This is a genomic window from Streptomyces gossypii (assembly GCF_025165795.1).
GTDB classification, from domain to species: Bacteria; Actinomycetota; Actinomycetes; order Streptomycetales; family Streptomycetaceae; genus Streptomyces; species Streptomyces gossypii.
Genome location: NZ_JAJAGO010000008.1, coordinates 151,350 through 177,591, shown reverse-complemented (window position 1 = coordinate 177,591; position 26,242 = coordinate 151,350). Strand labels below are relative to the sequence as shown.

26 protein-coding genes and 1 tRNA gene are annotated in these 26,242 nt (G+C 70.3%); 16 read left to right on the top strand and 11 right to left on the bottom strand.

The annotated features are described in order from the left end of the window. Positions 1 to 115 precede the first annotated feature (115 nt). Both LHJ74_RS18550 and LHJ74_RS18545 read left to right on the top strand, forming a co-directional pair. Positions 116 to 1,843 (top strand): tetratricopeptide repeat protein, encoded by a 1,728-nt coding sequence (locus LHJ74_RS18550; RefSeq protein ID WP_260219192.1) that lies wholly within the window; start codon positions 116 to 118, stop codon positions 1,841 to 1,843. A gap of 77 nt (positions 1,844 to 1,920) precedes the next feature. Then, a tRNA-Met gene (locus LHJ74_RS18545) sits at positions 1,921 to 1,994 on the top strand. A 136-nt stretch (positions 1,995 to 2,130) separates the two neighbouring features. On the opposite strand, the gene LHJ74_RS18540 is transcribed toward LHJ74_RS18545, so the two are convergent. Beyond that, on the bottom strand, positions 2,131 to 2,571 hold the full coding sequence (locus tag LHJ74_RS18540) for a Fur family transcriptional regulator (protein WP_260219191.1): 441 nt from the start codon (positions 2,569 to 2,571) through the stop codon (positions 2,131 to 2,133). A 136-nt stretch (positions 2,572 to 2,707) separates the two neighbouring features. Between LHJ74_RS18540 and LHJ74_RS18535 the strand changes: the two genes are divergently transcribed. Beyond that, positions 2,708 to 4,174, top strand: a complete 1,467-nt coding sequence (locus LHJ74_RS18535; protein ID WP_260219190.1) for a catalase — start codon at positions 2,708 to 2,710, stop codon at positions 4,172 to 4,174. A 96-nt stretch (positions 4,175 to 4,270) separates the two neighbouring features. On the opposite strand, the gene LHJ74_RS18530 is transcribed toward LHJ74_RS18535, so the two are convergent. Next, entirely contained in the window at positions 4,271 to 4,738 is a 468-nt protein-coding gene (locus tag LHJ74_RS18530) for a CBS domain-containing protein (RefSeq protein ID WP_260219188.1), read from the bottom strand. 87 nt (positions 4,739 to 4,825) lie between these two features. Continuing rightward, the gene (gene hisN, locus LHJ74_RS18525; RefSeq protein WP_260219187.1) at positions 4,826 to 5,620 is read right to left on the bottom strand and encodes a histidinol-phosphatase; all 795 of its coding nucleotides are present in this window, start codon (positions 5,618 to 5,620) and stop codon (positions 4,826 to 4,828) included. A gap of 161 nt (positions 5,621 to 5,781) precedes the next feature. Here hisN and LHJ74_RS18520 point away from each other — a divergent pair, with 161 nt between their 5' ends. Beyond that, positions 5,782 to 6,375 (top strand): TetR/AcrR family transcriptional regulator, encoded by a 594-nt coding sequence (locus tag LHJ74_RS18520; RefSeq protein WP_260219186.1) that lies wholly within the window; start codon positions 5,782 to 5,784, stop codon positions 6,373 to 6,375. Between the two features lie 97 nt (positions 6,376 to 6,472). Here the strand turns inward: LHJ74_RS18520 and LHJ74_RS18515 are convergent, their stop codons facing one another. The 4 genes from LHJ74_RS18515 to LHJ74_RS18500 form a co-directional block, all read right to left on the bottom strand. Beyond that, positions 6,473 to 6,796 carry a DMT family transporter gene (locus LHJ74_RS18515; protein ID WP_260219185.1) on the bottom strand — a complete coding sequence of 108 codons (324 nt, stop codon included), beginning with the start codon at positions 6,794 to 6,796 and terminating at the stop codon, positions 6,473 to 6,475. A gap of 74 nt (positions 6,797 to 6,870) precedes the next feature. Further along, entirely contained in the window at positions 6,871 to 7,878 is a 1,008-nt protein-coding gene (gene rsgA / locus LHJ74_RS18510; protein WP_260219184.1) for a ribosome small subunit-dependent GTPase A, read from the bottom strand. A 16-nt stretch (positions 7,879 to 7,894) separates the two neighbouring features. Then, positions 7,895 to 9,310: a 3-phosphoshikimate 1-carboxyvinyltransferase gene (gene aroA, locus LHJ74_RS18505; protein ID WP_260219183.1), complete on the bottom strand. Its 1,416-nt coding sequence runs from the start codon at positions 9,308 to 9,310 to the stop codon at positions 7,895 to 7,897. Positions 9,311 to 9,392: 82 nt separating this feature from the next. Further along, positions 9,393 to 10,106: a M50 family metallopeptidase gene (locus LHJ74_RS18500; protein ID WP_260219182.1), complete on the bottom strand. Its 714-nt coding sequence runs from the start codon at positions 10,104 to 10,106 to the stop codon at positions 9,393 to 9,395. Between the two features lie 127 nt (positions 10,107 to 10,233). On the opposite strand from LHJ74_RS18500, the gene LHJ74_RS18495 reads away from it, so the two are divergent. From LHJ74_RS18495 to LHJ74_RS18465, 7 genes are all read left to right on the top strand, one after another. Beyond that, positions 10,234 to 11,061: an SOS response-associated peptidase gene (locus LHJ74_RS18495; RefSeq protein WP_260219181.1), complete on the top strand. Its 828-nt coding sequence runs from the start codon at positions 10,234 to 10,236 to the stop codon at positions 11,059 to 11,061. Further along, on the top strand, positions 11,061 to 11,717 hold the full coding sequence (locus tag LHJ74_RS18490; protein ID WP_260219180.1) for an alpha/beta hydrolase family protein: 657 nt from the start codon (positions 11,061 to 11,063) through the stop codon (positions 11,715 to 11,717). Before LHJ74_RS18495 ends, LHJ74_RS18490 begins: the two co-directional genes overlap by 1 nt. A gap of 294 nt (positions 11,718 to 12,011) precedes the next feature. Next, positions 12,012 to 12,719, top strand: coding sequence for a sigma-70 family RNA polymerase sigma factor (locus LHJ74_RS18485; protein WP_375546783.1), 708 nt, complete (start codon positions 12,012 to 12,014; stop codon positions 12,717 to 12,719). After that, positions 12,716 to 13,111, top strand: coding sequence for a mycothiol system anti-sigma-R factor (gene rsrA, locus LHJ74_RS18480; RefSeq protein ID WP_260219178.1), 396 nt, complete (start codon positions 12,716 to 12,718; stop codon positions 13,109 to 13,111). Before LHJ74_RS18485 ends, rsrA begins: the two co-directional genes overlap by 4 nt. Before the next feature lie 384 nt (positions 13,112 to 13,495). Then, positions 13,496 to 14,497 carry a tetratricopeptide repeat protein gene (locus LHJ74_RS18475; RefSeq protein WP_260219177.1) on the top strand — a complete coding sequence of 334 codons (1,002 nt, stop codon included), beginning with the start codon at positions 13,496 to 13,498 and terminating at the stop codon, positions 14,495 to 14,497. Between the two features lie 84 nt (positions 14,498 to 14,581). Next, positions 14,582 to 15,214 (top strand): peptide deformylase, encoded by a 633-nt coding sequence (def, locus tag LHJ74_RS18470; protein ID WP_260219374.1) that lies wholly within the window; start codon positions 14,582 to 14,584, stop codon positions 15,212 to 15,214. A gap of 239 nt (positions 15,215 to 15,453) precedes the next feature. Beyond that, entirely contained in the window at positions 15,454 to 15,960 is a 507-nt protein-coding gene (locus LHJ74_RS18465; protein WP_260219373.1) for a hypothetical protein, read from the top strand. Positions 15,961 to 16,166: 206 nt separating this feature from the next. On the opposite strand, the gene LHJ74_RS18460 is transcribed toward LHJ74_RS18465, so the two are convergent. From LHJ74_RS18460 to LHJ74_RS18445, 4 genes are all read right to left on the bottom strand, one after another. Continuing rightward, positions 16,167 to 16,667, bottom strand: coding sequence for a GNAT family N-acetyltransferase (locus LHJ74_RS18460; protein WP_260219176.1), 501 nt, complete (start codon positions 16,665 to 16,667; stop codon positions 16,167 to 16,169). A gap of 76 nt (positions 16,668 to 16,743) precedes the next feature. After that, entirely contained in the window at positions 16,744 to 18,375 is a 1,632-nt protein-coding gene (gene mctP / locus LHJ74_RS18455; RefSeq protein WP_260219175.1) for a monocarboxylate uptake permease MctP, read from the bottom strand. Next, positions 18,372 to 18,650 carry a DUF3311 domain-containing protein gene (locus LHJ74_RS18450; RefSeq protein WP_260219174.1) on the bottom strand — a complete coding sequence of 93 codons (279 nt, stop codon included), beginning with the start codon at positions 18,648 to 18,650 and terminating at the stop codon, positions 18,372 to 18,374. The genes mctP and LHJ74_RS18450 overlap by 4 nt, the downstream gene beginning before the upstream one ends. Before the next feature lie 126 nt (positions 18,651 to 18,776). Next, on the bottom strand, positions 18,777 to 19,592 hold the full coding sequence (locus LHJ74_RS18445; RefSeq protein ID WP_260219372.1) for a GntR family transcriptional regulator: 816 nt from the start codon (positions 19,590 to 19,592) through the stop codon (positions 18,777 to 18,779). A 293-nt stretch (positions 19,593 to 19,885) separates the two neighbouring features. Here LHJ74_RS18445 and LHJ74_RS18440 point away from each other — a divergent pair, with 293 nt between their 5' ends. The 5 genes from LHJ74_RS18440 (at position 19,886) to LHJ74_RS18420 (ending at position 25,919) form a co-directional block, all read left to right on the top strand. Then, on the top strand, positions 19,886 to 21,157 hold the full coding sequence (locus LHJ74_RS18440; protein WP_260219173.1) for an extracellular solute-binding protein: 1,272 nt from the start codon (positions 19,886 to 19,888) through the stop codon (positions 21,155 to 21,157). Between the two features lie 154 nt (positions 21,158 to 21,311). Further along, entirely contained in the window at positions 21,312 to 22,301 is a 990-nt protein-coding gene (locus tag LHJ74_RS18435; RefSeq protein WP_260219172.1) for a carbohydrate ABC transporter permease, read from the top strand. Positions 22,302 to 22,399: 98 nt separating this feature from the next. Continuing rightward, positions 22,400 to 23,212, top strand: a complete 813-nt coding sequence (locus LHJ74_RS18430) for a carbohydrate ABC transporter permease (protein WP_260219371.1) — start codon at positions 22,400 to 22,402, stop codon at positions 23,210 to 23,212. Positions 23,213 to 23,232: 20 nt separating this feature from the next. Next, positions 23,233 to 24,801: a glycoside hydrolase family 3 protein gene (locus LHJ74_RS18425; protein ID WP_260219171.1), complete on the top strand. Its 1,569-nt coding sequence runs from the start codon at positions 23,233 to 23,235 to the stop codon at positions 24,799 to 24,801. Positions 24,802 to 24,845: 44 nt separating this feature from the next. Beyond that, on the top strand, positions 24,846 to 25,919 hold the full coding sequence (locus tag LHJ74_RS18420; protein WP_260219170.1) for an SIS domain-containing protein: 1,074 nt from the start codon (positions 24,846 to 24,848) through the stop codon (positions 25,917 to 25,919). The last annotated feature ends 323 nt before the right edge of the window (positions 25,920 to 26,242 follow it).

Below are 26,242 nucleotides of genomic sequence, written 5' to 3'. Positions count from 1 at the left end.
CGGCAGAAGCGTTTGAGCTAGCTCCTGTCGGGAAGTCGACAAAACGCTGAAGTGACCTCACTGGCTGCGGTATACCAGGTGTACGCGGGTTACGGGTGGTGCGACGATGGGGCTTATGGGGGACAACGGGAGGCTTGCCGGTCCGGGCGTGATCGAACACGCTCAGGGCGCGGCTGCCACAAGCGTGCTCGGCGCACAACTGCTGCGCCGGGGCGATCTCGACGGAGCCGAGCCGCATCTGCGGGCCGCCATCGCCGAGGGTGACCGGGCTGCGGCCAACAACCTCGGCGTGCTGCTGCACCAGCGCGGATACGCGGACGAGGCGGCGGGCTGGTGGCGGATCGCCGCCGTCGCCGGTTCCGCCGCGGCGGCCCACGCACTGGGCCGCCATCACCGGGAGCGCGGTGACGAGCCCGCGGCGGATTACTGGCTGCGGCAGTCCGCGGAGTGCGGGCACGCCCTCGGCGCGTACGCGCTCGCGGACCTGCTGGAGCACCGGGGCGAGGCCGGTGCCGAGGAGTGGTTCCGCGCCGCCGCGGAGCAGGGGCACCGGGAGGCCGCCTACCGCGTCGCGCAGCTCATCAGCGCCCGGTCGGGCACCGTCACGGGTACGGAGGCCGCCGACGAGGCCGCGCAGTGGTACCAGCAGGCCGCCGCGCGCGGCCACCGCCGGGCCGCGCTGCGGCTGGGAGCCATCCTGGAGCGGCGCGGCGAACTGAAGGAGGCGGGTCGCTGGTACCTCTCCGCCGCCAAGGCCGGTGAGCACCGCGCCGCCTGCGCGCTCGGCTTTCTGCTGCGCGACGCGGGCGACGAGGAGAGCGCGGCCGTCTGGTGGCGCAGAGCGGCCGAGGAGGGCGACGGCAACGCCGCGAACGCTCTGGGCGCGCTGCACGCCGAGCGCGGCGAGCGGCAGACCGCCGAGCGCTGGTACCGGGTGGCTCTGGACGCGGGCGACGACAACGGCGCGTTCAACCTCGGGCTGCTGAGCGCCGGTCAGGGCCGCGTCGCGCAGGCCGAGCAGTGGTACCGCCGTGCCGCGTACGCCGGGCACCGCGAGGCTGCCAACGCGCTGGCCGTGCTGCTGCTGCAGCGCGGTGACGCCGAGGGTGCCGAGCCGTGGTTCTCCAAGGCGGCAGAGGCGGGCAGCGTCGACGCCGCCTTCAACCTGGGCATCCTGCATATCAGCCGGGGTGACGGCGAGGCGGCCCGCGTCTGGTACGAGCGCGCCGCCTCGGCCGGTCACGCCGAGGCCGCACTGCAGATGGGCATCATCGCGCTGCGTGCGGGCGAGGTCCCGGAAGCCGAGCGGCAACTGCGCTGCGCGGCCGACGGCGGCAGCGTGGAGGGTGCCTTCCGGCTGGGCGCGCTGCTCGAACGCCACGGCGCGGGGAGCACGGGCGGCGAGGCCGACGACCTGGGCGCGGACGCCGAAGGGGAGCCGGACGGCGGGGAGCACGAGGAGTGGTACGCGCGTGCCGCCGAGCAGGGGCACCGCCGTGCGCAGGTGCGGCTGGGCATGTCCGCGGCAGCTCGTGGTGATGTCGTCGACGCCGCCCACTGGTACCGGTCGGCGGCGGAGGCGGGCAGCCCCAACGGCGCGTTCAACCTCGGGCTGCTGCTTGCCCGCGAGGGCAGTGAGCCGGAGGCCGCGCTGTGGTGGACGCGCGCCGCCGAGGCGGGCCACGGCCGTGCCGCCCTCCGGCTGGCGCTGATCAGCGCCCGGCGGGGCGAGCTGGCCGACGGGCAGTACTGGTGCGCCCGTGCGGTGGAGCTTGGGCCGGACGAGGTGGCGGAGCGTGCGGCGAAGCTGCTGGACGTGCTGCGGGATGAACTGTCGGCCTGAGGTGTCCCGCGCCGCGGCCTCTGGGGACGGATTTGCGCTGGTCGTCGCGTCGGGGTTAGAGTAAAGACACACAACGACGCGGGGTGGAGCAGCTCGGTAGCTCGCTGGGCTCATAACCCAGAGGTCGCAGGTTCAAATCCTGTCCCCGCTACTTTAGAGAAGGGCCCGGATCTTCGGATCCGGGCCCTTCTTCTGTGCGGCCGACCCAGGACTGACAGGTGACTGGTTGAACGGCCCGCGTATTGAACGGCCCGCGTATCCGGGCGCCGCATCCGGGCCCGGACCGCTCAGTCGGTGGAGCAGTCGGTGGAGCAGTCGGTGGAGCAGTCGGGGCAGAGTCCGCGGTAGGTGACCGTCGCGTCCGAGATGCTGAACCCGAAGCGCTCGCCCTCGGGCAGCGCGGCGAGCGGATCGCCCACGGGGTGGACGTCCCGGATCGTGCCGCAGCGTGAGCAGACCAGGTGCTGGTGGCGGTGCCGGGCGTTCGGGTCGTACCGTTTGGCGCGATCGGCTGTGCTCACCTCGATCACCTCGCCGATGGTGACCAGCTCACTCAAGGTGTTGTATACGGTGGCGCGTGCGATCTCCGGCAGTCGGGCGGTGGCGCGGGCGTGGACCTCGTCAGCGGTGTAGTGCACATGCTCGCCATCGAGTACCTCGGCCACGACTCGCCGCTGCGCGGTGAGCCGCCAGCCGCGATCACGGAGTCGTTGCAGCAGGTCACTCATGACGACCAGACTAGCAGCGTGCAGTTCTATGGCCAGAACCCGTACGGAATTCGGCTGCTTCTTGACTTAGACAATGTCCAAGGTAGGATCGGGCCCGGCGAGAGCCAAGGGACGACAGACGCAGCAGGAGGCGCAAGTGAGCACGCACGTCGAGACCACCGGACCGCTTACGACGGAGTCCGGAGCACCGGTTTCGGACAACCAGAACAGTCAGACCGCAGGTGTCGGCGGGCCGGTGCTGCTTCAGGACCAGCTCCTGATCGAAAAGCTGGCGCACTTCAACCGTGAGCGGATTCCGGAGCGGATCGTGCATGCCCGGGGCGCGGGCGCGTACGGGAAGTTCACCGTGACCGCCGATGTGACGGGATACACCCGTGCGGCCTTCCTGTCCGAGGTGGGCAAGGAGACCGAGGTCTTCGCGCGCTTCTCGACGGTGGCCGGCAACCTCGGTGCCGCGGACGCGGTGCGGGACCCGCGTGGCTTCGCACTGAAGTTCTACACCGAAGAGGGCAACTACGACCTCGTCGGGAACAACACGCCGGTGTTCTTCATCAAGGACGCCATCAAGTTCCCGGACTTCATCCACACCCAGAAGCGCGACCCGTACACCGGCTCGCAGGAGGCGGACAACGTCTTCGACTTCTGGGGCCTGTCGCCCGAGTCGACGCACCAGGTGACCTGGCTGTTCGGTGACCGGGGCATCCCCGCCTCGTACCGCCACATGCACGGCTTCGGCTCGCACACCTTCCAGTGGACGAACGCCGATGGCGAGATCTTCTGGGTCAAGTACCACTTCAAGACCGACCAGGGCATCAAGAACCTGACCGAGGAAGAGGCCGCGGTGCTGGCGGGCCAGGACCCGGACAGCCACCAGCGCGACCTGCGGGAGTCCATCGAGACCGGCGACTTCCCGAACTGGACCGTCTACGTGCAGGTCATGCCGGCGTCGGAAGCGGCGGACTACCGCTTCAACCCGTTCGACCTGACGAAGGTCTGGCCGCACGCGGACTACCCGCTGATCCCCATCGGCAAGATGGAGCTCAACCGCAACCCGGAGAACATCTTCGCGGAGGTCGAGCAGTCGGTCTTCTCCCCGGCGCACTTCGTGCCGGGCATCGGCCCGTCGCCGGACAAGATGCTCCAGGGCCGTCTCTTCGGCTACGGCGACGCCCACCGCTACCGCGTCGGCATCAACGCCGACCACCTGCCGGTGAACCGTCCGCACGCCGCCGAGGCGCGCACCCACGGGCGCGACGGCCAGATGTACGACGGCCGCCACGGCGGCGCGAAGAACTACGAGCCGAACAGCTTCGGCGGTCCGGCGCAGACCGACAAGCCGCTGTGGGCAGACGTCGCCGTCTCCGGTGCGACCACCGAGTCGGTTGCCCCCTCGCACGCCGAGGACAACGACTTCGTGCAGGCCGGCAACCTCTACCGGCTGATGTCGGAGTCGGAGCAGGCGCGTCTGATCAGCAACCTCGCGGGTGCGCTCGCGGGTGTCACGCGTGACGACATCCTGCGGCGGGCCATCGAGAACTTCCGCAAGGCGGACGCGGACTACGGTAAGCGGCTGGAGGCCGCGGTGGAGGCCCTGCGTGGCTGACGCCCGCTTGCCGTAACCAGCCGGAGGGACCGGACGCCATGGGGCTCCGGTCCCTCCGGTGCGTGCGTACACGGCCTGTGCACGAGAGTGGGAGCCTCAATCGCTCTGGGCGGCAGAGGCGCCGGCGGAACTCTCGGCGTGCCGGTCACCGTGCCGGTCACCGCGCCGCTCGTCGTGCTGGTCGGGGATGCCCGACCAGCACCGGACGATGTCCCGCACCGACATCACGCCCACCGGCTCCCGCTGGTCCAGCACGATCAGGTGCCGGAAGCCACCGTGGGCCATGGCGCGAGCCGCTTCGGACAGCGTCCACTCGGGGCTGGCGAAGACGATGTCGGTGGTGGTGTGCGCCTGTGCCGTCTCCCGGTCCGGGTCGAGCCCGGCGCCGACCGCGTTGAGCACGTCGCGTTCGGTGAGGATGCCCACGCCGCTGTCGTCGGGGTCGAGAACGACGGCGGCGCCCACTCTGCGGGCCGACATCAGCGCGGCGGCCTGCCGCAGCGTGTGGGTGGGCCCGATGGTGAGGACCAGGGTGCTCATGGCATCCGCTACGAGCGTGGGCATGGAGCGGCCCCTCTCGGGAAGGAATTCACAAAGTCACAAGCGCTCGGAGCTTCATGCTCACACGTCGACCGGCGGACGGCAAGGGCGTCAGGCGTTCAGATACCTCAACAGCTCGTCGTGGAGCAGGGCGTTGGACGCGGCGGCGTTGCCGCTGTGCGGACCGGGGCGCCCGTCCAGGCCGGTGAAGCGGCCGCCCGCCTCCTCGACGATGACCGCGCTCGCCGCCATGTCCCACAGCGACAGCTCTGGTTCCGCACACATGTCCACCGAGCCCTCGGCGACCATCATGTACGGCCAGAAGTCGCCGTATCCACGGGTGCGCCAGCAGTCGCGGGACAGATCGAGGAAGCCGTCCAGCATCCCGCGGTCGGACCAGCCCGACAGCGAGGAGTACCCGAACGACGCGTCCCGCACCTGGGAGACCTGGGAGACCTTGAGGCGGGACGCCTGGGACAGGCTGCGCCCCGTGTAGGCCCCGCCGCCCCGCACCGCCCACCAGCGCCGGTTCAGCGCCGGGGCGGACACCAGGCCGACCACCGGATGGTCCTGGCCGTCGACGAGCTCCGTGAGGGCGATCAGAGTCGCCCAGACGGGCACCCCGCGCACGAAGTTCTTGGTGCCGTCGATCGGGTCGATGACCCAGCGGCGCGGGCCGTGCCCCTCGGTGCCGAACTCCTCCCCGAGCACCGCGTCCCGGGGCCGCGCCCGCTGGAGTGAAGTCCGGATCAGTTCCTCGGCCGCCTTGTCGGCGTCACTGACGGGCGTCATGTCCGGTTTGGTCTCGACCCTCAGATCGAGCGCCTTGAACCGCTCCATGGTCGTGGCGTCGGCGGAGTCCGCCAGCACATGGGCGAAACGCAGATCATCGTGGTAGTCGGGCATGACCGAACAGTATCTACCGGCCCAGCCCCCGACCACACGGCCACACCGGCAACCTCGTGCCGCATCGGTGTGCCGGTTCTCTTGACACCTTCTGGCTCCGCGTCAATTCTGTCCGGCACGCCAGCTGTCGGGCCTTCGGGTCGGGCCTTCGGGAGGCATGCATGCCGACTGCACGAGAGACCTTGCTCGAGGCCGCGCACGCCGCCGTGGCGGAACGCCCCTGGACGGGGGTCCGTATGGTCGAGATCGCCGTCAGGGCGGGCGTCTCCCGGCAGACCCTCTACAACGAGTTCGGGAGCAAGGAGGGACTCGGCACCGCGCTGGTCAGCAAGCGTGTGGCGGACTTCCTCGACACCGCGATCGCGGTCGCCTCCCAGACGGCACGCAAGGGGGGCGACCCAGCGGCGAGCTGCGCGGCGGCGGCTGCCTGGATGCTGCGCACCGCACCGGGCGAGCCGATCGTCCGGGCCGCCCTCACGGGCTGCTGGGGCACCCGGATGCCACTGGCCGCGCACGACCGGCCCGCCGCACCGGCCGAACTCGCCGCCGAGCTGCGCGACCGCATGGTGTCCGGGGTGGCGGGCGGCACCCCGGGGGGCATGGCACCGGACCCGGAGACGCTGCGCCGGGCCTGCGAGGTGGGCCTGCGGCTGGCGCTCTCCTACTTGGTGGCGCCGGTCAAGGCGCCGTGCGAGGGGCTGGACGAGGAGGCGGGCAGACGGATCGGCGAGGTCGTACGGGCACTGCTCACCTGAGACCCCTGCTCATCTGACACCCCGGATCACGGCTGCCGGAGCGGTGCCGACCCCGCGCGCGGGCGGCGTCCGGATGCGCAGTGCGCCCCGTCGAGCCTCAGTGCGCCCCACCCGAGAGCTGGAGCCCGATCACGCCAACGATCACCAGGCTGATCGAGACCAGCTTGAGCACGGAGACCACGTCGTCCAGGAAGACCATCCCGTAGATGGCGGTGCCCGCCGCACCGATTCCCGTCCACACCGCGTAGGCGGGCCCCACGTCGAGCCGCTTCAGAGCGAGCGTCAGCAGGCCGAAGCTGCCCAGCGCGAAGGCGCAGAACGCGACGGTCGGCCAGAGCCGGGTGAAGCCGTGCGAGAGCTTGAGGCAGACGGCGAAGCCCGTTTCGAGGATCCCCGCGACCACGACCAGCAGCCATGCCATGCTCTTCTGCCTCCGATTGAACGGTTGAGCGGGATTCGGGCGTGCAGTATGCCCACCCGACTACCTGAACGGGATCAGTCTCCTTCCCGCCGCTCGCGCGTCGCCAGTAGGCGTCGCAGCGAATAGAGCCGGGCGGGCTCGGCGTGCCCCGCCGCGACCCAGGCGTCGAGCGCGCAGTCCGGCTCGTCATGGGTGCAGGAGCGGGGGCACTCCGCCGTGCCCGGCTCCAGGTCGGGGAAAGCGTTGATGACGCGTGAGGGGTCGACATGGTGCAGCCCGAAGGACCGCACCCCGGGGGTGTCGATCACCCAGCCGACCCCGTCGGACAGCGGCAGCGCGAGCGCCGAGGTCGTCGTGTGACGTCCCCGGCCGGTGACCGCGTTGACCACACCGGTGGCCCGCTGGTGCTCCGGGACGAGGGCGTTGACCAGGGTGGTCTTGCCGACTCCGCTGTGGCCCACGAACACCGTGCTCTGGCCGTACAGGAATTCGCGTACCCGCTCCGCCGTCTCACCGGCCGCCAGCTCCTGCTGACTGGTCACCACATGGCGTACGCCCACATGCGCGTACGCCTCCAGCAGCGGGGCCGCCGGGGCGAGGTCGGACTTGGTCAGGACGAGCAGCGGGGTGAGCCCGGCGTCGAAGGCCGCGACCAGGCAGCGGTCGATGAGCCGGGGGCGCGGCTCCGGGTCGGCCAGTGCCGTGACGACGGCGAGCTGGTCGGCGTTCGCGACGACGACCCGCTCGTACGGATCGTCGTCGTCCGCCGTACGGCGCAGCACCGAGGCCCGCTTCTCCACCCGCACGATCCGCGCCAGGGTGTCCTTCGCGCCGGACAGGTCGCCCACCACACCGACCCGGTCGCCCACCACCACGCTCTTGCGGCCCAGTTCGCGCGCCCGCATGGCCGTCACCGTCCGGCCGTCCACCAGGCAGGTGAGGCGCCCGCGGTCGACGGTGACCACGAAGCCCTCCGCCGCGTCCTCGTGTTTCGGCCGGATATGGGTGCGCGGGCGGGTGCCGCGGCGCCCGGGGCGGATCCGGATGTCGTCCTCGTCGGTGTGCTTGCCGTAGCGGCGCATCGCGAGCCCGGACCCTCTAAGCTCTCGCTCCGGGAGTGCCGGGCGGGCCCTCGCCGAGCATCCCGTGCCACAGCTCGGGGAAGTCGGGCAGCGTCTTGCCCGTGGTGGCGATGTTCTCGACCTCGACCCCCTTGACGACCAGGCCGAGCAGCGCGCCCGCGGTGGCCAGCCGGTGGTCGTCGTAGGTGTGGAAGACCCCGCCGTGCAGCGGACGCGGCCGGATGCGGAGGCCGTCCTCGGTCTCGGTGACGTCGCCGCCGAGGCCGTTGAGCTCCGCGGTGAGCGCCGCGAGGCGGTCCGTCTCGTGCAGCCGCAGATGCCCGACACCGCGCAGTACCGACTCCGAGTCGGCGAGCGCCGCGACGGCCGCGATACCCGGCGTCAGTTCGCCGACCTCGCTCAAGTCCACGTCGATGCCGTGCACACGGCCGCTGCCGGTGAGGGTGAGGCCGCGCTCGTCCCGTACGCAGCTGCCACCCATGGCGGTGAAGATGTCGCGCAGCGCGTCACCCGGCTGGGTGGTGTGCTCCGGCCAGTCGGGGATGGTGATCCGGCCGCCGGTGATCAGGGCGGCGGCCAGGAAGGGCTGTGCGTTGGAGAGGTCCGGCTCGACGACCAGATCGCGGCCGAGCAGCGCGCCGGAGGTGACCCGCCAGAGGTTGGGTTCGCCGCCGTCCTCGGGGGCGTCCACCTGTGCGCCGGCGGCGCGGAGCATGTCGATGGTCATCCGGATGTGTGGCATGGACGGCAGCGGGCCGCCGTTGTGCCGTACGTCGACACCCTGGTTGAACCGTGGTCCGGACAGCAGCAGGGCGCTGACGAACTGGCTGGAGGAGGAGGCGTCGATCTCCACCGGGCCGCCCGTGAGCGAGCCGGAGCCGTGCACCGTCATCGGCAGCGCGCCGCGCCCCTCGTCGTCGATACGGGCGCCGAGTGTGCGCAGCCCGTCGATGACGCCGTGCAGCGGGCGTTCGTACGCGCGGGGGTCACCCTCGAAACGGACCGGTCCATCGGCCAGGGCGGCGACCGGCGGGAGGAAGCGCATGACCGTCCCGGCGTTGCCGACCTCCACGGTCGCCGGGCCGTGCAGTCCGGTGGGGATGACGCGCCACGCCTCGCCGGTGCCGGCCGCCTTGGTGCCGCCGTCCACGGCGGTGGGGCCGTCGGCGCCGGTCGCGGTGGTGCTGGAGGGCACCGTCTCCTCGATCCGCACGCCCAGCGCGCGCAGTGCGCCGGCCATCAGCAGCGTGTCGCGGGAGCGCAGCGGGCGGCGGATCCAGCCGGGCTCGGAGGAGAGGGCGGCGAGGACGAGCGCGCGATTGGTGACCGACTTGGATCCGGGCACGGCGACAGTCGCGTCGACAGGGTCGGGGGAGAGCGGCGCGGGCCAGTGGAGTGGGTCCGTGACGGCGTGTCCGGTGTGTTCGGTCATGCGCTCCACTTTAGTGCGGAAACCGCGCCCGCCCGGGTCACGCTCCTGCCTGTTCCGGCCCTGCCTGCTTCCGCCCGGCCGGTCACCGGTCCAGTAGCCAGCTTCCGCCGCCGATGAGCGAGCAGAGCGATACGGCGTGGAAGAGCACCAGCCACATCACGGCCGGTACCCGGGTCAGCCGGGCCAGCTGGTCTGCGTCCGAGTCGGGGGCGCCGCCGCGCCTGCGCTTGCCCTGCAGCTCGAACACCGGCCGTACGCCGCCCAACAGCAGGAACCACACCGCCACATAGGCGAACGCCGCCTGCACCTCCGCGTCCGTCAGCCAGGACACCAGCAGGAAGGCGCCGCCCGTGACGACGACCGTCAGCACGCCGTACGCGTTGCGGATCATGACGAGCATCGCCAGCAGCAGCGCGGTGGCACCCCACAGCAGGGCCGTTATGTGGTCCGCGGCGAGCAGCCAGGCGCCGCCGAGGCCGAGGAGGGACGGCGCGGTGTATCCGGCGGCGGCCGTCAGCACCATGCCGATGCCGTGCGGCTTGCCGCGCGAGACGGTCAGTCCGGAGGTGTCCGAGTGCAGCCGGATGCCGTCGAGCCGGCGGCCGGTCAGCAGTGCGACCAGCCCGTGCCCGCCCTCGTGGGCGATGGTCACGGCATTCCGCGCCAGCCGCCACGGGCCGTGCGGCACGATCACGGCGAGGGCGACGAGACCGGTGGCGAGGACCAGCCACGAATCGGGCTCGGGCTGGGCACCGAATATCCGGTCCCACAGGTCGGTGATGCTCGCGTTGTCCATTACTCCCCTACTTGTCCCCAGCTCGTCCTCTGCTCGCCCCGCGGCGGCTGCCCCGCGCTCTCCTGCGGAGGCGGCCATCCCTGCAACGGGCGGCGGTGCCGCGGAGTGCCGTGGCAGTCTGGCACCTATGTGCGGACGGTATGCGGCGAGCAGGAGCCCCGAGGATCTGGTCGGCCTGTTCGGGATCGAGAAGTGGGAGCCGGCGGAGGCTCTGGAGGCGGACTGGAACGTCGCCCCGACGAAGCAGGTGTACGCGGTCCTTGACCGCCCGGTGCGCGGTTCCGAGGATCCGCGTCCGGTGCGGCAGCTGCGCCGGCTGAGGTGGGGGCTGGTGCCGGGGTGGGCGAAGTCACCCGCGACGGCGGCGAAGATGATCAACGCCCGTGCGGAGACGGTGCATGAGAAGCCCTCCTACCGGAAGCCCTTCACGACCCGCCGCTGTCTCCTCCCGGCCGACGGGTACTTCGAATGGGTGACCGCCAAGGGCGAGCTGGACCTGGAGCAGGAGGGGCGGAAGAAGCGTCCGCGCAAGCAGCCGTACTTCGTCACCCCGGCGGACGGCAGCGTGATGGCGATGGCGGGCCTGTACGAGTTCTGGCGGGACAGCACCCTGCCCGACGACCACGAGCGCGCCTGGTGGGCGACGTGCACGGTGATCACCATGGAGGCGGAGACCTCGTTGCTGGCCGGAGCCACCGGGGAGTCCGGCGCAGTGGGCCCGCAGTCGCTCGGTGACATCCATCCGCGCATGCCGCTGATGCTCACACCGGATCGCTGGGCTGCCTGGCTGGACCCGGCCCGTACGGACCCCGGGCAGGTGCGTGAGCTGCTCGTGCCGCCCCCGCCGGGCCGGATGCGCGCCTACCCGGTCTCGACGGACGTCAGCAACGTGCGCAACAACGGTGCCCAGCTGCTGAAGGAACTGCCGGCTCCGGAAGAGGAAACACTGTTCTGATGAGCGGCACGCCGAAGGCTGAGACGGTTCTCACACCCGCGGGCGAAGCCCGGATCCACTGGTTCGCCGGTGACCGCGCCCGGCTCGTGCTCGCGCTCGGACACGGCGCCGGCGGCGGCGTCGAGGCGCGCGACCTGCGGGCGCTCGCGACGGCGCTGCCCGCGAGGGGAGTGACGGTCGCGCTGGTCGAGCAGCCGTGGCGGGTGGCGGGCCGCAAGGTGGCCCCGGCGCCGCGCACCCTGGACGCGGGCTGGACGGCGCTGTGGCCCGCTCTGGCGGCCCCTGGGCTGCCCGTCGTCGCGGGCGGGCGCAGCGCGGGTGCGCGGGTGGCCTGCCGTACGGGCGAGGCGCTCGGCGCCCGTGCCGTGCTGGCGCTGGCCTTTCCCCTCCATCCTCCTGGAAAGCCGGAGAAGTCCCGGGCGGGGGAGCTGACCGGCGCGGGGCTTCCGGTCCTCGTCGTGCAGGGCGGGCGCGATCCGTTCGGGCGTCCGGAGGAGTTCCGGGCGGTCGGGCTCCCGGGTGATACGGAGCTTGCCGAGGTGCCCGGCGGCGATCACGGTTTCGCCGTACCGAAGCGGGCCGAGGCCGGCCAGGACGAGGTGCTGGCCGTACTGACGGGCGCGGTGGCGGACTGGCTGGCGCGGACGGTCCCGTAGCCGGGGGACCGTCCGCCCGGGCAGGCCACGGGACGGGCCCTGGCTGCGGCGGGCAGGCCGGGGAATACGTCTCCGGGTACGAGCGTTGTGGCGATCACCCGGTACGTCAGATGAGAGGAAGCCGCCCCCATGGGTTCTGTCGCTTGCCCGCAGCGTTACCAGGCCGCTGACCTGGACTGGGCCACGCTGGCGCTGGCCGGTGCCCCGAAGATTCAGGCGGCGCCGGTAGGCGGTCGTCGTCTATTCTCCGATTCGAGCGAGTCTTCGTACGGACTCGTCACATCATCGGAGGAGGTGGGTCCGGTCACCGGGACCGACGACGGCACGGAGAGCACACCGACCACGCCGCAGGAGACCACCTCGGAGCGCAACGCGCGCTTCGAGCGGGACGCCCTCAATTTCCTGGACCAGATGTATTCGGCAGCCCTCCGCATGACGCGGAACCCGGCGGACGCCGAGGACCTGGTGCAGGAGACGTACGCGAAGGCATACGCGTCGTTCCACCAGTTCCGTGAGGGCACCAACCTCAAGGCGTGGCTCTACCGCATCCTCACCAACACCTTCATCAACTCCTACCGCAAGAAGCAGCGCGAGCCTCAGCGCAGCGCGGCGGAGGAGATCGAGGACTGGCAGCTGGCCCGTGCCGAGTCGCACATGTCGACAGGGCTGCGCTCCGCCGAGGCCCAGGCGCTGGACCACCTTCCGGACTCCGATGTGAAGCAGGCCCTCCAGGAGATCCCCGAGGAATTCCGGATCGCGGTATACCTCGCCGATGTCGAGGGGTTTGCGTACAAGGAGATCGCCGACATCATGGGGACACCCATCGGCACGGTGATGTCCCGTCTGCACCGCGGACGGCGGCAGTTGCGCGGCATGCTGGAGGACTACGCGCGTGAGCGCGGCCTGGTCCCGGCTGGCGCGGCATCGGCGTCGGGCGGGGCTTCCCCGGCAGGGCCGGGAGTCGTTGACGAGTCGCACGACCGGAAAGGCTCGGGCTCATGAGCTGCGGAGAGCCGCACGAGATGGACTGCACCGAGGTCCTTAACCATTTGTATGAGTATCTCGACAAGGAGATGCCGGACAAGGACTGCGAGAAGTTCCAGGAGCACTTCGACGAATGCTCCCCCTGCCTGGAGAAGTACGGGCTGGAGCAGGAGGTCAAGAAGCTGGTCAAGCGCTGCTGCGGTCGTGACGACGTCCCCTCCGACCTGCGGTCCAAGGTGATGGGTCGAATCGACAAGATCCGTGAGTGCGAGCCGGTCGCGGAGCAGCCGGTGACGGAACAGCACTCGGCGAAGCAGCCGGTGATGAAGCGGCCGCCGGCGAAGGAGGCCTTGTCGGAGACGGCGGCAGAGGGAGCACCGACGCCGGATTCCGGTAAGCACCTCGCCTGACCTCTGGGACTTCGCTGCCTCACCCGATTGGGTGAGGCCGCGTCCTTGTGCCGGTCCAGCCCCGAAGGAACCCTCCCTCGCACCTGTGTGCGACACCTCGCGCGCCACCTCGGCGGCTTCTCCACCGCGCACCCCTCCCGGTGCTCGCCGCGGAGTCCAAGCCCCCCTGACTCACGGGTAGTGAGCGCGGACCCGAGTGGGCATGGTTGGATGCGAAGAGGGAACTAGAAACACGCATGCCGGGCGCCCGGGACAGGCGTACACACGGTGTTGCACAGCGACCCGGCTGCGACCGACAGCGACAAGCACAGACACGGCGACACCCGGCGCCCGACGGTGAAAGCGACGCGTCGGACGAGCGACAGGGGAATCAGGCGACACATCGTGAGGATCTTCGGCAAAGTGCGGCACCGGCCCTCCGCCTCGTGGCGGCAGGCGACCGACCGCGCGTTCACGCTCATCGGTGACGGACGTTACGAGGACGCCGGCGCCCTGCTGACGCGTGCCGCAGATCTGGAGCCGTGGCTGTCCGAGTCGTGGTTCAACCTCGCCCTGCTGCACAAGTTCCGCCATGACTGGGAGCAGGCGAGGGCGGCCGGACTGCGGGCCGTCGCCCTGCTGGACCGGGACACGGGCGCCCCCGACTGGTGGAACGTCGGCATCGCCGCCACGGCCCTCCAGGACTGGCCCCTCGCGCGCCGCAGCTGGCAGGCGTACGGGCTGCGGGTGCCCGGTGAGGCGCAGACCGCCGCGGCGGCGGGTGAGCCGACCGGGATGCAGCTGGGCAGCGCGGCCGTACGGCTCTCCCCGGAGGGCGAGGCCGAGGTGGTGTGGGGGAGCAGGATCGATCCGGCCCGGCTGGAGATCCAGAGCATTCCGCTGCCCTCCTCCGGCCGCCGCTGGGGCGAGGTGGTGCTGCACGACGGCGTGCCGCACGGCGAGCGCACCACCGCCGCCGGGCCGTCCTACCCCGTCTTCGACGAGATCGAACTCTGGGCGCCCTCGCCCGTGCCCACCTGGGTGGTGCTGCTGGAGGCGGCGTCCGAATCCGACCGTGACGCGCTGGAACGACTCGCGGCCGAGGCCGGGTTCGCGGCCGAGGACTGGTCGTCCTCGGTGCGGCTGCTGTGCCGCTCGTGCTCGGAGAGCCGGATGCCGAGCGACGAGGGCGACGGCTCGCTGCACCTGGACCCGCATGACCACAGCTCGCCGGGCCACCCCGGGCCTCTCGGCCACATGACCGCGGGCGGTCCCGGTGACCTGTGGATTCCGGAGCGCGAATGCGGGCTCGCGGCGCCGGGCGGACTGGTGCGGGGGCTGTTGGACGGCTGGGTCGCGGACAGCCCGGAAACCCGCGAGTGGCGGGATCTGGAAGAAGTCTGCTGAGCTCGCGCAATCGCACCCGTACCCTGTAGGGCGTAGAGGCGAGACGGATCCCGGACTCCGGGCATGAGGAAGGCGTACGGCGGAATGGCGCAGCAGCAGGACACCCGGTCGGAGTCCGTGGAAGAGTTCGTCGTCGACACGGAGGACTGCGAGGCGCGCGAGCGGGCACACTGCGAGCGCGGCACCGTACATCCGATCACGGTCGTCGGTAATCCGGTTCTGCACAGGGAGTGTGCGGACGTGACCGAATTCGGGCCTGAACTGGCGGCGTTGATCGACGACATGTTCGCCAGCCAGCGGGCGGCCGAGGGGGTCGGCCTGGCGGCGAACCAGATCGGCGTCGACCTGAAGGTCTTCGTCTACGACTGCCCGGACGACGACGGCGTACGGCACGTGGGCGCCGTCTGCAACCCGGTGCTGGACGAACTCCCGGCTGAGCAGCGGGCGCTGGACGACTCGAACGAGGGCTGTCTCTCGGTGCCCACGGCCTACGCCTCGCTCGACCGCCCGGACCGGGCGGTCGTCCGCGGACAGGACGCCGAGGGCAAGCCGGTCGTGATCCAGGGCGACGGCTATTTCGCGCGCTGCCTTCAGCACGAGACCGACCACCTGTACGGCTATCTCTACATCGACCGGCTCTCCAAGCGGGACCGGAAGGAGGCCCTCCGGCAGATGGCCGAGGGCACCGCGCGCTACGAGACGGTCCCGAACGACTGAGCTCGGCCCGCTGCCGCGCGGACCGCCGGGCGGGTACGGGTGCTCCGGGTGCCAGTGGACGAGCCATTGGCAGTTACCCGGCGTACTTGACCTGCTGCACCGCGCCCGCCAATGTCGGTGTTCCCCCACCGTACGGAGGCATCATGGTCAGGATTCCGGCCCGCGACGGCCGTCGCGGTACCCGGGCGGGACGGCGCCGCCTGGTTCGACTGATCGCCGGCGCGGGCGCGGCGGCGCTGATGGTCACCGGCGTCACCAGTGTCACGGCCGTCACCGCTGCCACCACCGCTGCCGCATCGGCCACCACCGGAGCGGCAGCCACCACGGCGCCCGCCGCAGGCGCCCAGCAGTTGGCCAAGCTCAGCCACTCGCAGGCGACCGCGAAGTTCCGGGCGGCCGGGATCTCCTGGTCCTCCAGCGGCGGCTGCTCCAACCGGAACCAGCCGAACTGCACGTCCTTCGACCAGATCAACTCAGCGACCGTGGACGGGGTGATCACCCTGAAGAGCGCCAGCGGCTGTGCGATCAACCTCACCGGCGGCACCGAGACCGGCCACGCGAGCGGCACCTACAGCCACTGGAACGGCTACAAGGTGGACTTCAGCCTGTCCGGCTGCCTCGACAACTACATCATGGGGGCCTTCACCTCCATCGGCGGCTCCAAGTGGAAGTCCGGTGCGGGGAACGTCTACTACCGCGAGGGCAACCACTGGGACGTGACCTACTACAACTGCGGCGGCTGCTGACCGGCACGACAGACCTTGGGGCCTGTCCGCCGGACAGGCCCTAAGAGCCCCTAACAGAATGGGCGGTCGATCAGCTTGCGGCGTCTGGTGCGTGCGCTCGCAAGGCGGAGGATCGTCCTCGTACTGGGCGTACATGGACGACTCCGACAACGCGGCGAGCGCGCGTGCCAGGCGTCGCAAGCCGACCGCCCATTCTGTTAGCGGCTCTAAGGCAGCTCCAGGGCGAACGTCCAGAGGAGGAGGCCCGGCAGGGGCTCCCAGTCGCGCTCCGGGGTGCGGGTGAAGCCCAGCCGCCCGTAGAGCCGGTGCGCCGCCACCATCGACGGCTGGCTGGAGAGCACCATCGCGCGCAGCCCGAGGCCGCGCGCCCGCGCCAGGCACTCGCGCACCAGCGCCTCGCCCACACCTCGCCCGCGCCCCTCCGGTCGCACCGCCAGCATCCGGAACTCCGCCTCGCCCGCCCCCGCGATGTCCGCGTACTCGCCGCCGGCGCCGACGAAGGCCACGGCGCCCAGCACCTCGCCCTCCGCGTCCACCGCCACGAGCACCTCCGCGTGCTCCGCCCGGCGGCGGGCGTCGCGCAGCACGGCAAGATACGGATCGCCCGTCCCGTGGGTCAGCAGGCCGTCGTCGAGGAATGCGCGCGCGGTCAGCTCGCCGACGCCCGTCAGCTCTTCCTCCCGCGCGGCCCTGATCGTGATGTCCATGGCTGCCAGCATGCGGCACCCCACTGACGACTGTCTGCGGTGGGGTGCCGCCGCATCGCTGGGTCGGCTGCCGGGCTCAGCTGCCCGAGGTGGGCTCCCGCTGTTCGGCTTCCGGTTCTGCCCTCTGCGGGGGCAGGTCCTTCACCTTCGGGTCGCCGGCGTCCGCCAGGTAGTCCGCCGGCGTGGTCTCATCGACGCCGTCCGGCGCCTTCATCGCCCGCAGGACGAAGGTCATGGCGACCGTCACCAGCGCGTTCAGCACGAAGGCGGTCAGCCCGATGTACCCGATCTCCCCGATCATCGGGATCGTGTCGTTGCTGCCGCCGAAGTGCTTCTGCGTGGGGCTGGAGACGTTGTACGCCGCGATCGTGCCGTAGGTCATGCCGACGGCCCATCCGGCCAGCAGTGCCCAGCGGTGGAACCACCGGGTGAACAGCCCGCCGACCAGTGCCGGGAAGGTCTGCACGATCCAGAGCCCGCCCAGCAGCTGGAAGTTGATCGCCGTCGACTTGTCCAGCGTGAGCACGAAGACCAGCGCGCCCACCTTCACCACCAGTGAGGTGATCTTGGAGACCTTGGTCTCCTGGGCCGGGGTGGCGTCCGGCTTGAGGAAGTCCCGGTAGATGTTGCGGGTGAAGAGGTTCGCCGCGGCGATCGACATGATCGCGGCCGGGACCAGGGCTCCGATGCCGATTGCGGCGAACGCCACACCGGCGAACCAGGCCGGGAACATGTTCTCGAACAGCTGCGGCACGATCAGCTGCCCGTTGTCGACCTCGATGCCCGCCGCCAGGCCCATGAAGCCGAGCAGCGCGAGCAGTCCGAGCATCAGGGAGTACAGCGGCAGGATCGTGGTGTTGCGGCGGATCACCTCGCGGCTGCGGCTGGAGAGCGTCGCGGTGATCGCGTGCGGATACATGAACAGCGCGAGCGCGGAGCCCAGTGCGAGCGTGGCGTAGGCCCAGTGCGCGTCCGGCCCGGCCACCAGCGAACCGCCGCTTTCCGAGAGCTTCTCCCCGGCGTCGTTGAAGATGTCGTCGAACCCGCCCAGTTCGATGGGGATGTAGATGATCGCCACCGCGATCACGATGTAGATCAGCGCGTCCTTGACGAAGGCGATCAGGGCCGGGGCACGCAGGCCGGAGGAGTAGGTGTAGGCCGCCAGCACGCCGAAGGCGATCAGCAGGGGCAGGTCCTTGACGAACCAGTGCGTCGATTCGCCGCCGCCGAGGCCCATCACGTCGAGCACCGCCTGGATGCCGACGAGCTGCAGGGCGATGTACGGCATCGTGGCGAGGATGCCGGTGACGGCGACCGCCAGGGAGAGGCTCTTCGAGCCGAAGCGTCCCTTGACGAAGTCGGAGGTGGTCACATAGCCGTGCCGGTGCGAGACGGACCAGAGCCGGGGCAGGAAGAGGAAGATCAGCGGGTAGACGAGGATCGTGTACGGCACCGCGAAGAACCCGGCCGCGCCCGCCGCGTAGATCGCCGCCGGGACGGCGACGAAGGTGTAGGCGGTGTACAGGTCGCCGCCGAGCAGGAACCAGGTGATCCAGGTGCCGAAGCTCCGCCCGCCCAGACCCCATTCGTCCAGGTTGTCGGCAACCGCCGCTTTGCGCCAGCGGGCGGCGAGGAAGCCCATGATGGTGACCAGGGCGAAGAAGAAGAGGAAGACGATGAGCGCGACGACGTTGACGCCTTCGTTCACTTCGGCTCACTCCCCTCGGGCGGCCGGGTGGCCTGCTTCCGGGCGGCCTGCTCGCGGCGCACCAGGACGTACGCGATGCAGGTGAGCAGCGTCGAGATCGGCACCCAGAGCATCTGGTACCAGTAGAAGAACGGGATGCCGATGAACTTCGGGTCGATGCTGTCGTACGACCCGACCCAGAGCATCGAGACGAACGGAGCGAAGAGGCACAGCCCGGCCACCACGCGTGAGGGCGTGACGACCGGGCCGCTGGCGGTTCCGGAGGGTGGGGACATGCGTGCGACTCCGTTTCTGCGCGCCTTCTGCGTCATCCGCTGGAATCTAGCGAGGTCGCAGCTCCGCGTCACTACCCCGAACCACGCTGATCTGTCGGGGGAGGGGATTCCGCTTACGCGGGCCCCTCAGTGGCGCGGGCGCTGGAGGGTCGCCACGAACTTGTAGCGGTCCCCCCGGTAGACCGACCGGACCCACTCGACCGGTTCGCCGTCGGTGTCCTGTGAGTGCCGGGAGAGCATCAGCATCGGCAGGCCGACATCGGTGGCCAGGAGGCCGGCCTCGCGCGGAGTGGCCAGCGAGGTCTCGATCGTCTCCTCCGCCTCGGCCAGGTGGACGCCGTAGACCTCGGCGAGCGCCGTGTAGAGCGAGGCGTACTTCACCAGGCTGCGGCGCAGTGCCGGGAAGCGCTTCTCGGACAGGTGGGTGGTCTCGATGGCCATCGGTTCGCCGCTGGCCAGCCGCAGCCGCTCGATCCGCAGCACCCGCCCGCCGGTCTGGATGTCCAGCAGGGCGGCGAGCCGGTCGTCGGCGGTGATGTAGCCGATGTCCAGGAGCTGTGAGGTGGGTTCGAGGCCCTGTGCCCGCATGTCCTCGGTGTACGAGGTGAGTTGCAGTGCCTGCGAGACCTTGGGCTTGGCGACGAAGGTGCCCTTGCCCTGGATGCGCTCCAGCCGCCCCTCGACGACGAGTTCCTGAAGTGCCTGGCGCACCGTCGTACGGGAGGTGTCGAACTCACTGGCCAGTGTGCGTTCGGGCGGCACCGGGGTGCCGGGTGGCAGGGTTTCGGTCATCTCCAGCAGATGCCGCTTCAGCCGGTAGTACTTGGGTACGCGCGCGGTACGGGTGGCCGCCTGCCCGTTGTTGGCGCTCGCGCCGGTGCTTCCGCCCGCGCTCGCGCTGTTCCTGCCGACCCCCGTGGCCGCAACCCCGTCGGTGCCCATGGCACGCCTTCCCGACTCGTGTCGTGCTGCCGTCACCGGCTCCTCCGTGTACGTAGCAGGTCACATCGTGGCACGGGCCCCGCCAAGGGTGGTGTCCCAGCTCAGATGTCGTTCCGGTAACGGAAACGACTGTGAGCTTTATACACCGTTGACACCCCTATAGGTCTAGGCCAAGCTCTGGGCACTGGTCTAAACCATTAAAGACCGAACCCAAACCCACGGGCAGTACGCGGCATATGTCTTCTGTCATCTCGGTGGGCGGGGGGTTTCTGGGTGTCCCTGAGGAGGATGGCGTGAAGCGCAAACTCATAGCGGCAGTGGGAGCCGCAGCGATGGTGGCCGGTATCACAGCCTGTGGTTCGGACAGCGACAGCGGCGACGGCGGCGACAAGACGCTGACGATCTGGGCCATGGACGGATCGGCCCCCGATGCCTGGGCCAAGGAACTCAACAAGGAGTTCGAGGCCAAGAACAAGGGCGTCAAGGTCGAGATCAAGGTACAGCAGTGGAACGGTATTCAGGAGAAGATCACGACCGCGCTCTCCGAGGACTCCCCGCCGGATGTGATCGAGCTCGGTAACACGCAGACCGCGGGCTACGCGGTCACCGGCGGCCTCGCCGACCTGACCGACATGAAGAGCGAACTCGGCTACGACAAGTGGAACAAGGGCATGCTGCCCTCCACCGAACTTGACGAGAAGCTCTACAGCGCCCCCTGGTACGCGGCGAGCCGTGTCGTCGTCTACGACAAGAAGGCCTACGCGGACGCGGACGTGAAGCCGCCGACCACCCGCGAGGAGTGGATCGCCGGTCTCGAGAAGCTCAAGAAGAAGGGCGACAAGCAGCCCATCTACCTGCCGGGCCAGAGCTGGTACGTCTACGCGGGCCTCCTGTGGGACGAGGGCGGTGACCTCGCGGTCGAGGACGGCGACAAGTGGAAGGGCGCGCTGGCCAGCCCCGAGGCCGAGAAGGCGATGAACTTCTACAAGGAGCTCCAGTCCTTCTCCACCGGCCCCAAGGACGCCGACGAGGCCACCCCGCAGCAGTCCACGGAGGTCGTGCCCAAGGGTGATGTCGCCTCCTGGATCGGTCTGGGCTGGGAGGCCGGCGGCGCCATCGAGGCCATCGAGAAGGCAGGCGACAAGGCCGACTTCGGTTACTTCCCCATTCCCGGCAAGACGGCTGAGAAGCCGGGCAGCGTCTTCCTGGGCGGCTCCAACCTCGCGGTCTCGGAGCGCTCGCAGAACAAGGACCTCGCCAAGGAGTGGCTGAAGATGGCCACTTCGCAGAAGTGGATGAAGAAGTACGCCGAGGCCACCGAGGGCGCTCTGCTGCCCAACAGCCCGGCCGCGCAGGTCACTCCCGCCAAGGGCTCCTTCGCGGAGGCCATGGTCGAGTCGGCGGAGTCCGGGCACATCACGCCGATCACTCCGGGCTGGGCGAACGTCGAGGCGGACCCCAACCCGATCAAGGAGTACATGACCAAGGTCCTCAAGGGCACGAGCCCCTCGGACGCCGGCGAGGACGCCGACAAGGTCATCACCGAGCGCGTCAACAAGAGCTGAACCCACGGGGCGCCTCCGGCAGCGCGGCTGCCGGAGGCGCCCCCCCCACCCCACCGCCCCCGCCCCCCCCCCCCGGGCGCCCCGCCGCGCCGGGGCGGGCCGCCCCCGCCCCGCCCTGCCCTCGTCCCCGGCCCTCACCCCGAGGAAGTAGAAAATGACCGTGCACACCCAGGGAGCGGCTCCGGTCGCCAAGGAGCCGCCACCCGGCGGACCCGCGTCCGGGAAACCCGGTCAGGGAGTCCGCGGCAAGCCCACGCGCCCCGTCAACTGGCTGCCGTACGTGCTGATCGCTCCGGCGGTCCTCTCTCTGCTGGTCTTCCTGGGCTACCCGCTGGTCCGGAACGTCATCATCTCCCTCCAGCAGCTCGGCCGTACGGAGATGATCTCCCGGACGACCGTATGGACCGGATTCAGCAACTACACGGACCTGCTGACGAACGACAACTTCTGGACCGTCGTCGTCCGTACCTTCGTGTTCATGGCCGTCAACGTGGCGCTGATCATGGTGATCGGCACTCTGATCGGCCTGCTGCTGAACCGGCTCGGCAAGAAGATGCGGCTGGTCCTGTCGCTGTCCCTGGTGATGGCCTGGGCAATGCCCATCGTCGCCTCCGCCACGGTGTTCCGCTGGCTGTTCGACACGCAGTTCGGCGTCATGAACTGGGTGATGCGGGAACTGGGCTTCGAAGGCTACGAGCAGCACAACTGGTTCGAGTCGGGCTTCTCCACCCTCGCCATCGTGACCCTGCTGATCGTCTGGGCCTCGGTGCCCTTCGTGTCGCTGAACCTCTACGCCGGACTGACCACGATCAGCGGTGAACTGTACGAGGCCGCCCGCATGGACGGCGCCTCCAACTGGCGGCTCTTCCGCTCCGTGGTCCTGCCGATGATGAAGCCGTTCTTCCTGATCACCACGTTCCTGGAGATCATCTGGGTCTTCAAGGCCTTCGCCCAGATCGTCGCCCTCAACGGCGGCGGCCCCGACCGGGCCTCCGAGACCCTGCCGGTCTTCGCCTATGTCGAGGGCATGTCCCAGATGAGCTTCGGCACGGCCGCCGCCGCGTCCGTACTGACGATCCTGATCCTGCTGATCGCGATGTCCTTCTACTTCCGCCTGATGCTCAAGCAGGAGGAGGAGCAGTGAGTAACACCGTTCTCGCCGACAAGGCAGACAAGGCAGACAAGGCAGACAGGGTCGGCAAGGTCGACAAGGCGGCCGTGAAGGCCAGGCGCCGCAAGACGATGGGCAAGGTCTGGCCCAACGTCGTCGCGCTCCTCCTGGTGCCGTTGTTCCTCTTCCCCGTCTACTGGATGTTCTCCACATCCTTCAAGCCGGCCTCCGAGATCCTCACCAAGGACCCGACCTTCCTCTTCACCCCGACGTTCGAGCACTACGGCAGTGCCACCGGCGTCGACATGTTCTGGACGTACGTCCGCAACAGTCTGACCGTCACGATCGGCGCCGTGGTACTCGCCCTCCTCGTGTCGCTCGCCGCGGCCTTCGCCATCGTGCGGATGAAGTTCAAGGGCCGCAAGGGGCTGGTGCTCGCGGTGATGATGGCCCAGATGGCGCCCTGGGAAGTCATGGTCATCGTGATGTACCTGATCGCGCGGGACGCCGAGATGCTCAACAGCATCGGCTTCCTGACGCTGATCTACTTCGTGATGGTCCTCCCCTTCACCATCTGGACGCTGCGCGGGTTCATCGCCGCGGTGCCCAAGGAGCTGGAGGAGGCCGCCATGATCGACGGCTGCAGCCGGACCCAGGCGTTCTTCCGCGTCATCTTCCCGCTGCTCGCCCCCGGTCTGATGTCCACCTCGCTCTTCGGGTTCATCACCGCCTGGAACGAGTTCGCCATGGTGCTGGTCCTGAACAAGGACTCCGAGGCATACACCCTGCCGCTGTGGCTCACCCAGTTCCAGACCGCCTTCGGCAACGACTGGGGTGCCACGATGGCAGCCTCGTCCTTGTTCGCCGTCCCCGTGCTCCTGCTTTTCCTCTTCCTCCAGCGACGTGCCGTCAGTGGTCTGAGCGCCGGCGCGGTGAAGGGTTGACCCCGAAGGGAATGACCGCCATGACGACCCTCGCCAGTGAGCCCACCACCGTCACACGGGATGCGCTCGCCGTCCTCCAGCCCGGATTCACCGGCACCACCGCGCCCGGCTGGCTGCTCCGGCAGCTCCGTGAAGGGCTCGGTTCCGTCGGGCTGTTCGGACGCAACATCGAATCCGCCGAGCAGCTCGCCGCGCTCACGGCCCAGCTGCGCGAGGCGCGGCCCGGGGTGCTGGTCGCCATCGACGAGGAGGGCGGCGACGTCACCCGGCTCGAGGCACGTACGGGCTCCTCCTACCCCGGCAACCTCGCGCTCGGCGCCGTCGACGACCCGGAGCTGACCCGGGACGTCGCCCACGCGCTGGGCCTGCGGCTCGCCGCCTGCGGGGTCAACCTCAACTGGGCGCCGTCGGCCGACGTCAACTCCAACCCGGACAACCCGGTGATCGGCGTGCGTGCCTTCGGCGGTGACCCGAAGCTGGTCGCACGGCACACCGTCGCCTACGTGGAGGGGATGCAGTCCGCGGGCGTGGCCGCCTGCGTCAAGCACTTCCCCGGACACGGGGACACCGCGGTCGACTCCCACCACGCGCTGCCCCGCATCGACGTGGACCTCGGCACCCTCAACGACCGCGAGATGGTGCCCTTCCGCGCCGCGGTGGAGGCGGGCAGCAAGTGCGTGATGAGCGCCCACATCCTGCTGCCCGCGCTGGACGAGGCGCTGCCCGGCACTCTGAGCGCCGCCGCGCTGACCGGCCTGCTGCGGGCACCGCGGAGCCAGGGCGGCCTCGGCCACCAGGGCCTTATCGTCACCGACGGCATGGAGATGGAAGCCATCTCCGCCACCTACGGCCTTGAGCGCGGCAGCGTGCTCGCCCTCGCAGCGGGGGCCGACGCGATCTGCGTCGGCGGAGGGCTGGCCGACGAGGACACCGTGCTGCGGCTGCGTGACGCGCTGGTGAGGGCCGTCCGCGACGGCGAGCTACTGCGGGACAGGCTCGCCGACGCCGCAGCACGGGTGCGCGAACTGGCGCACTGGACGGAGGGCGCGGGCGCGCCGCGACAGCAGGAGGGGAGCGCGCCCGCTCCTTCGTCCCACAGCCGGGCGGGCACGGATGTGGGACTGCGCGCGGCCCGCCGCGCGCTTCGTGTGACCGGCTCGGACGGCTACGAACCGCTGACCTCGCCGCCCTTCGTGGCAGCCTTCACCCCGCTGGCCAACATCGCCGTGGGCAGCGAGACGCCCTGGGGACCCGCTGCGGAGCTGGAACGTTTCCTTCCCGGCACCACCACCGCCACCTACGCCCCCGAGGACACGAGCGGCGCGGACGCGTCCGGCTTGCTCGCAAATGTGCTCGCCGCGGCGGCGGACCGTAGGATCGTCGCCGTAGTACGCGACGTCCACCGGCATCCCTGGATGGCCGGCGCACTGGACGCCCTGCTCGCCGTACGGCCCGACACGGTCGTGGTCGAGATGGGGCTGCCGCAGGCGCCGCCGGCCGGGGCGCTGCACATCGCCACACATGGCGCCGCCCGCGTCTGCGGTCGCGCCGCCGCGGAGGTCATCACCGGCAAGGGGGCCGGCAGCTGACCCCCTCGGTTCGCACAGCACACAGCCACCTGGAGGCACCCCGCATGTCCGCACCGACTCCGTCCCAGCAGTCCCGCGTGCCGGGACGGATCATGTCCGGTGAGATGGCCGAGCAGCCCGCGGTGCTGCGGCGCATTCTCGAGGAAGGCGCCCCGGCGATCCGCGAGACCGCCGAACGCATCGCTGCCAGGAACCCGCGCTTCGTACTGCTTACCGCACGCGGTACGTCCGACAACGCGGCGCTCTACGCCAAGTACCTCCTCGAAGTGCTGCTGGGCAAGCCCTGCGGACTCACCTCCATGTCCACCACCACCGCCTACGAGGCGAAGGCCGATCTGACCGACTGCCTGGTGATCACCGTCAGCCAGTCGGGCGGTTCCCCGGACCTGGTCGCCTCCACCAAGGCGGCCCGCGAGGCCGGTGCCGTCACGCTCGCGGTGACCAACAACGCCGACTCGCCGCTCGCGGCCGTCAGCGAGTTCCACATCGACGTGCTGGCGGGCCCGGAGAAGGCCCTCCCGGCGACGAAGACGTACACGGCCGAGCTGCTGGCCCTCTACCTGTTCGTCGAGGGCATGCGGGGCGGCGACGGCTCGGAGACGGCGAAGGCGCTGCCGGAGCTGGCCGAGGCGGTGCTGGCCCGGCAGGACGAGGTCAAGGCACTCGCGGGCCGCTACCGCTTCGCGGAACGCATGGTGATCACCTCGCGCGGCTACGGCTACCCGACCGCCAAGGAGGCCGCGCTGAAACTGATGGAGACCAGCTACATCCCCGCCCTGTCCTACTCCGGCGCGGACCTGCTGCACGGTCCGCTGGCGATGGTGGACAACATTTCCCCGGTGATCGCCGTGGTCACCGACGGAAAGGGCGGAGACGCGCTGCAGCCGGTCCTCGACAGGCTGCTGGACCGAGGGGCGGACCTGGTCGTCGTCGGCCCGCAGCGGCAGGTGGAGGCCGCCTCCGCGGGCTTCGTGCTGCCGACCGAGGGGGTGGCGGAGGAGGTCCAGCCCATCCTGGAGATCCTCCCGCTGCAGATGCTGGCCTACGAGGTCACCATCGCCCGCGGCCAGGACCCGGACGCGCCCCGTGCGCTGGCCAAGGTGACGGAGACGAAGTGACCTGACCGGCACGGCGTACGGCGCGCTGCTCTCCCTGCGGAGAGGGGCGCGCCGTCGTGCGTTCGGCATGGTGCGTGGCGCTGCGGCGCCGGGGCTGGCGGCTACGGGCCGCAGATGACTACGGCCGTGGACGACTACGGGCCGCGGCGCCGGGACGGGACCCTCAGCCCGTCCGGCACCGCAGCCCGGAGCTGGATCGGCACCGGAGGCCCCGGCGCGGTCAGGGCAGAGAGCGCCGGTGCCTCGTTCCGCCCACCTGTGCGGGGGGAGCGGAGGCAGTGCTTCACTTCACGCTCCATTGTGGACTAGACCATTACTCCTGT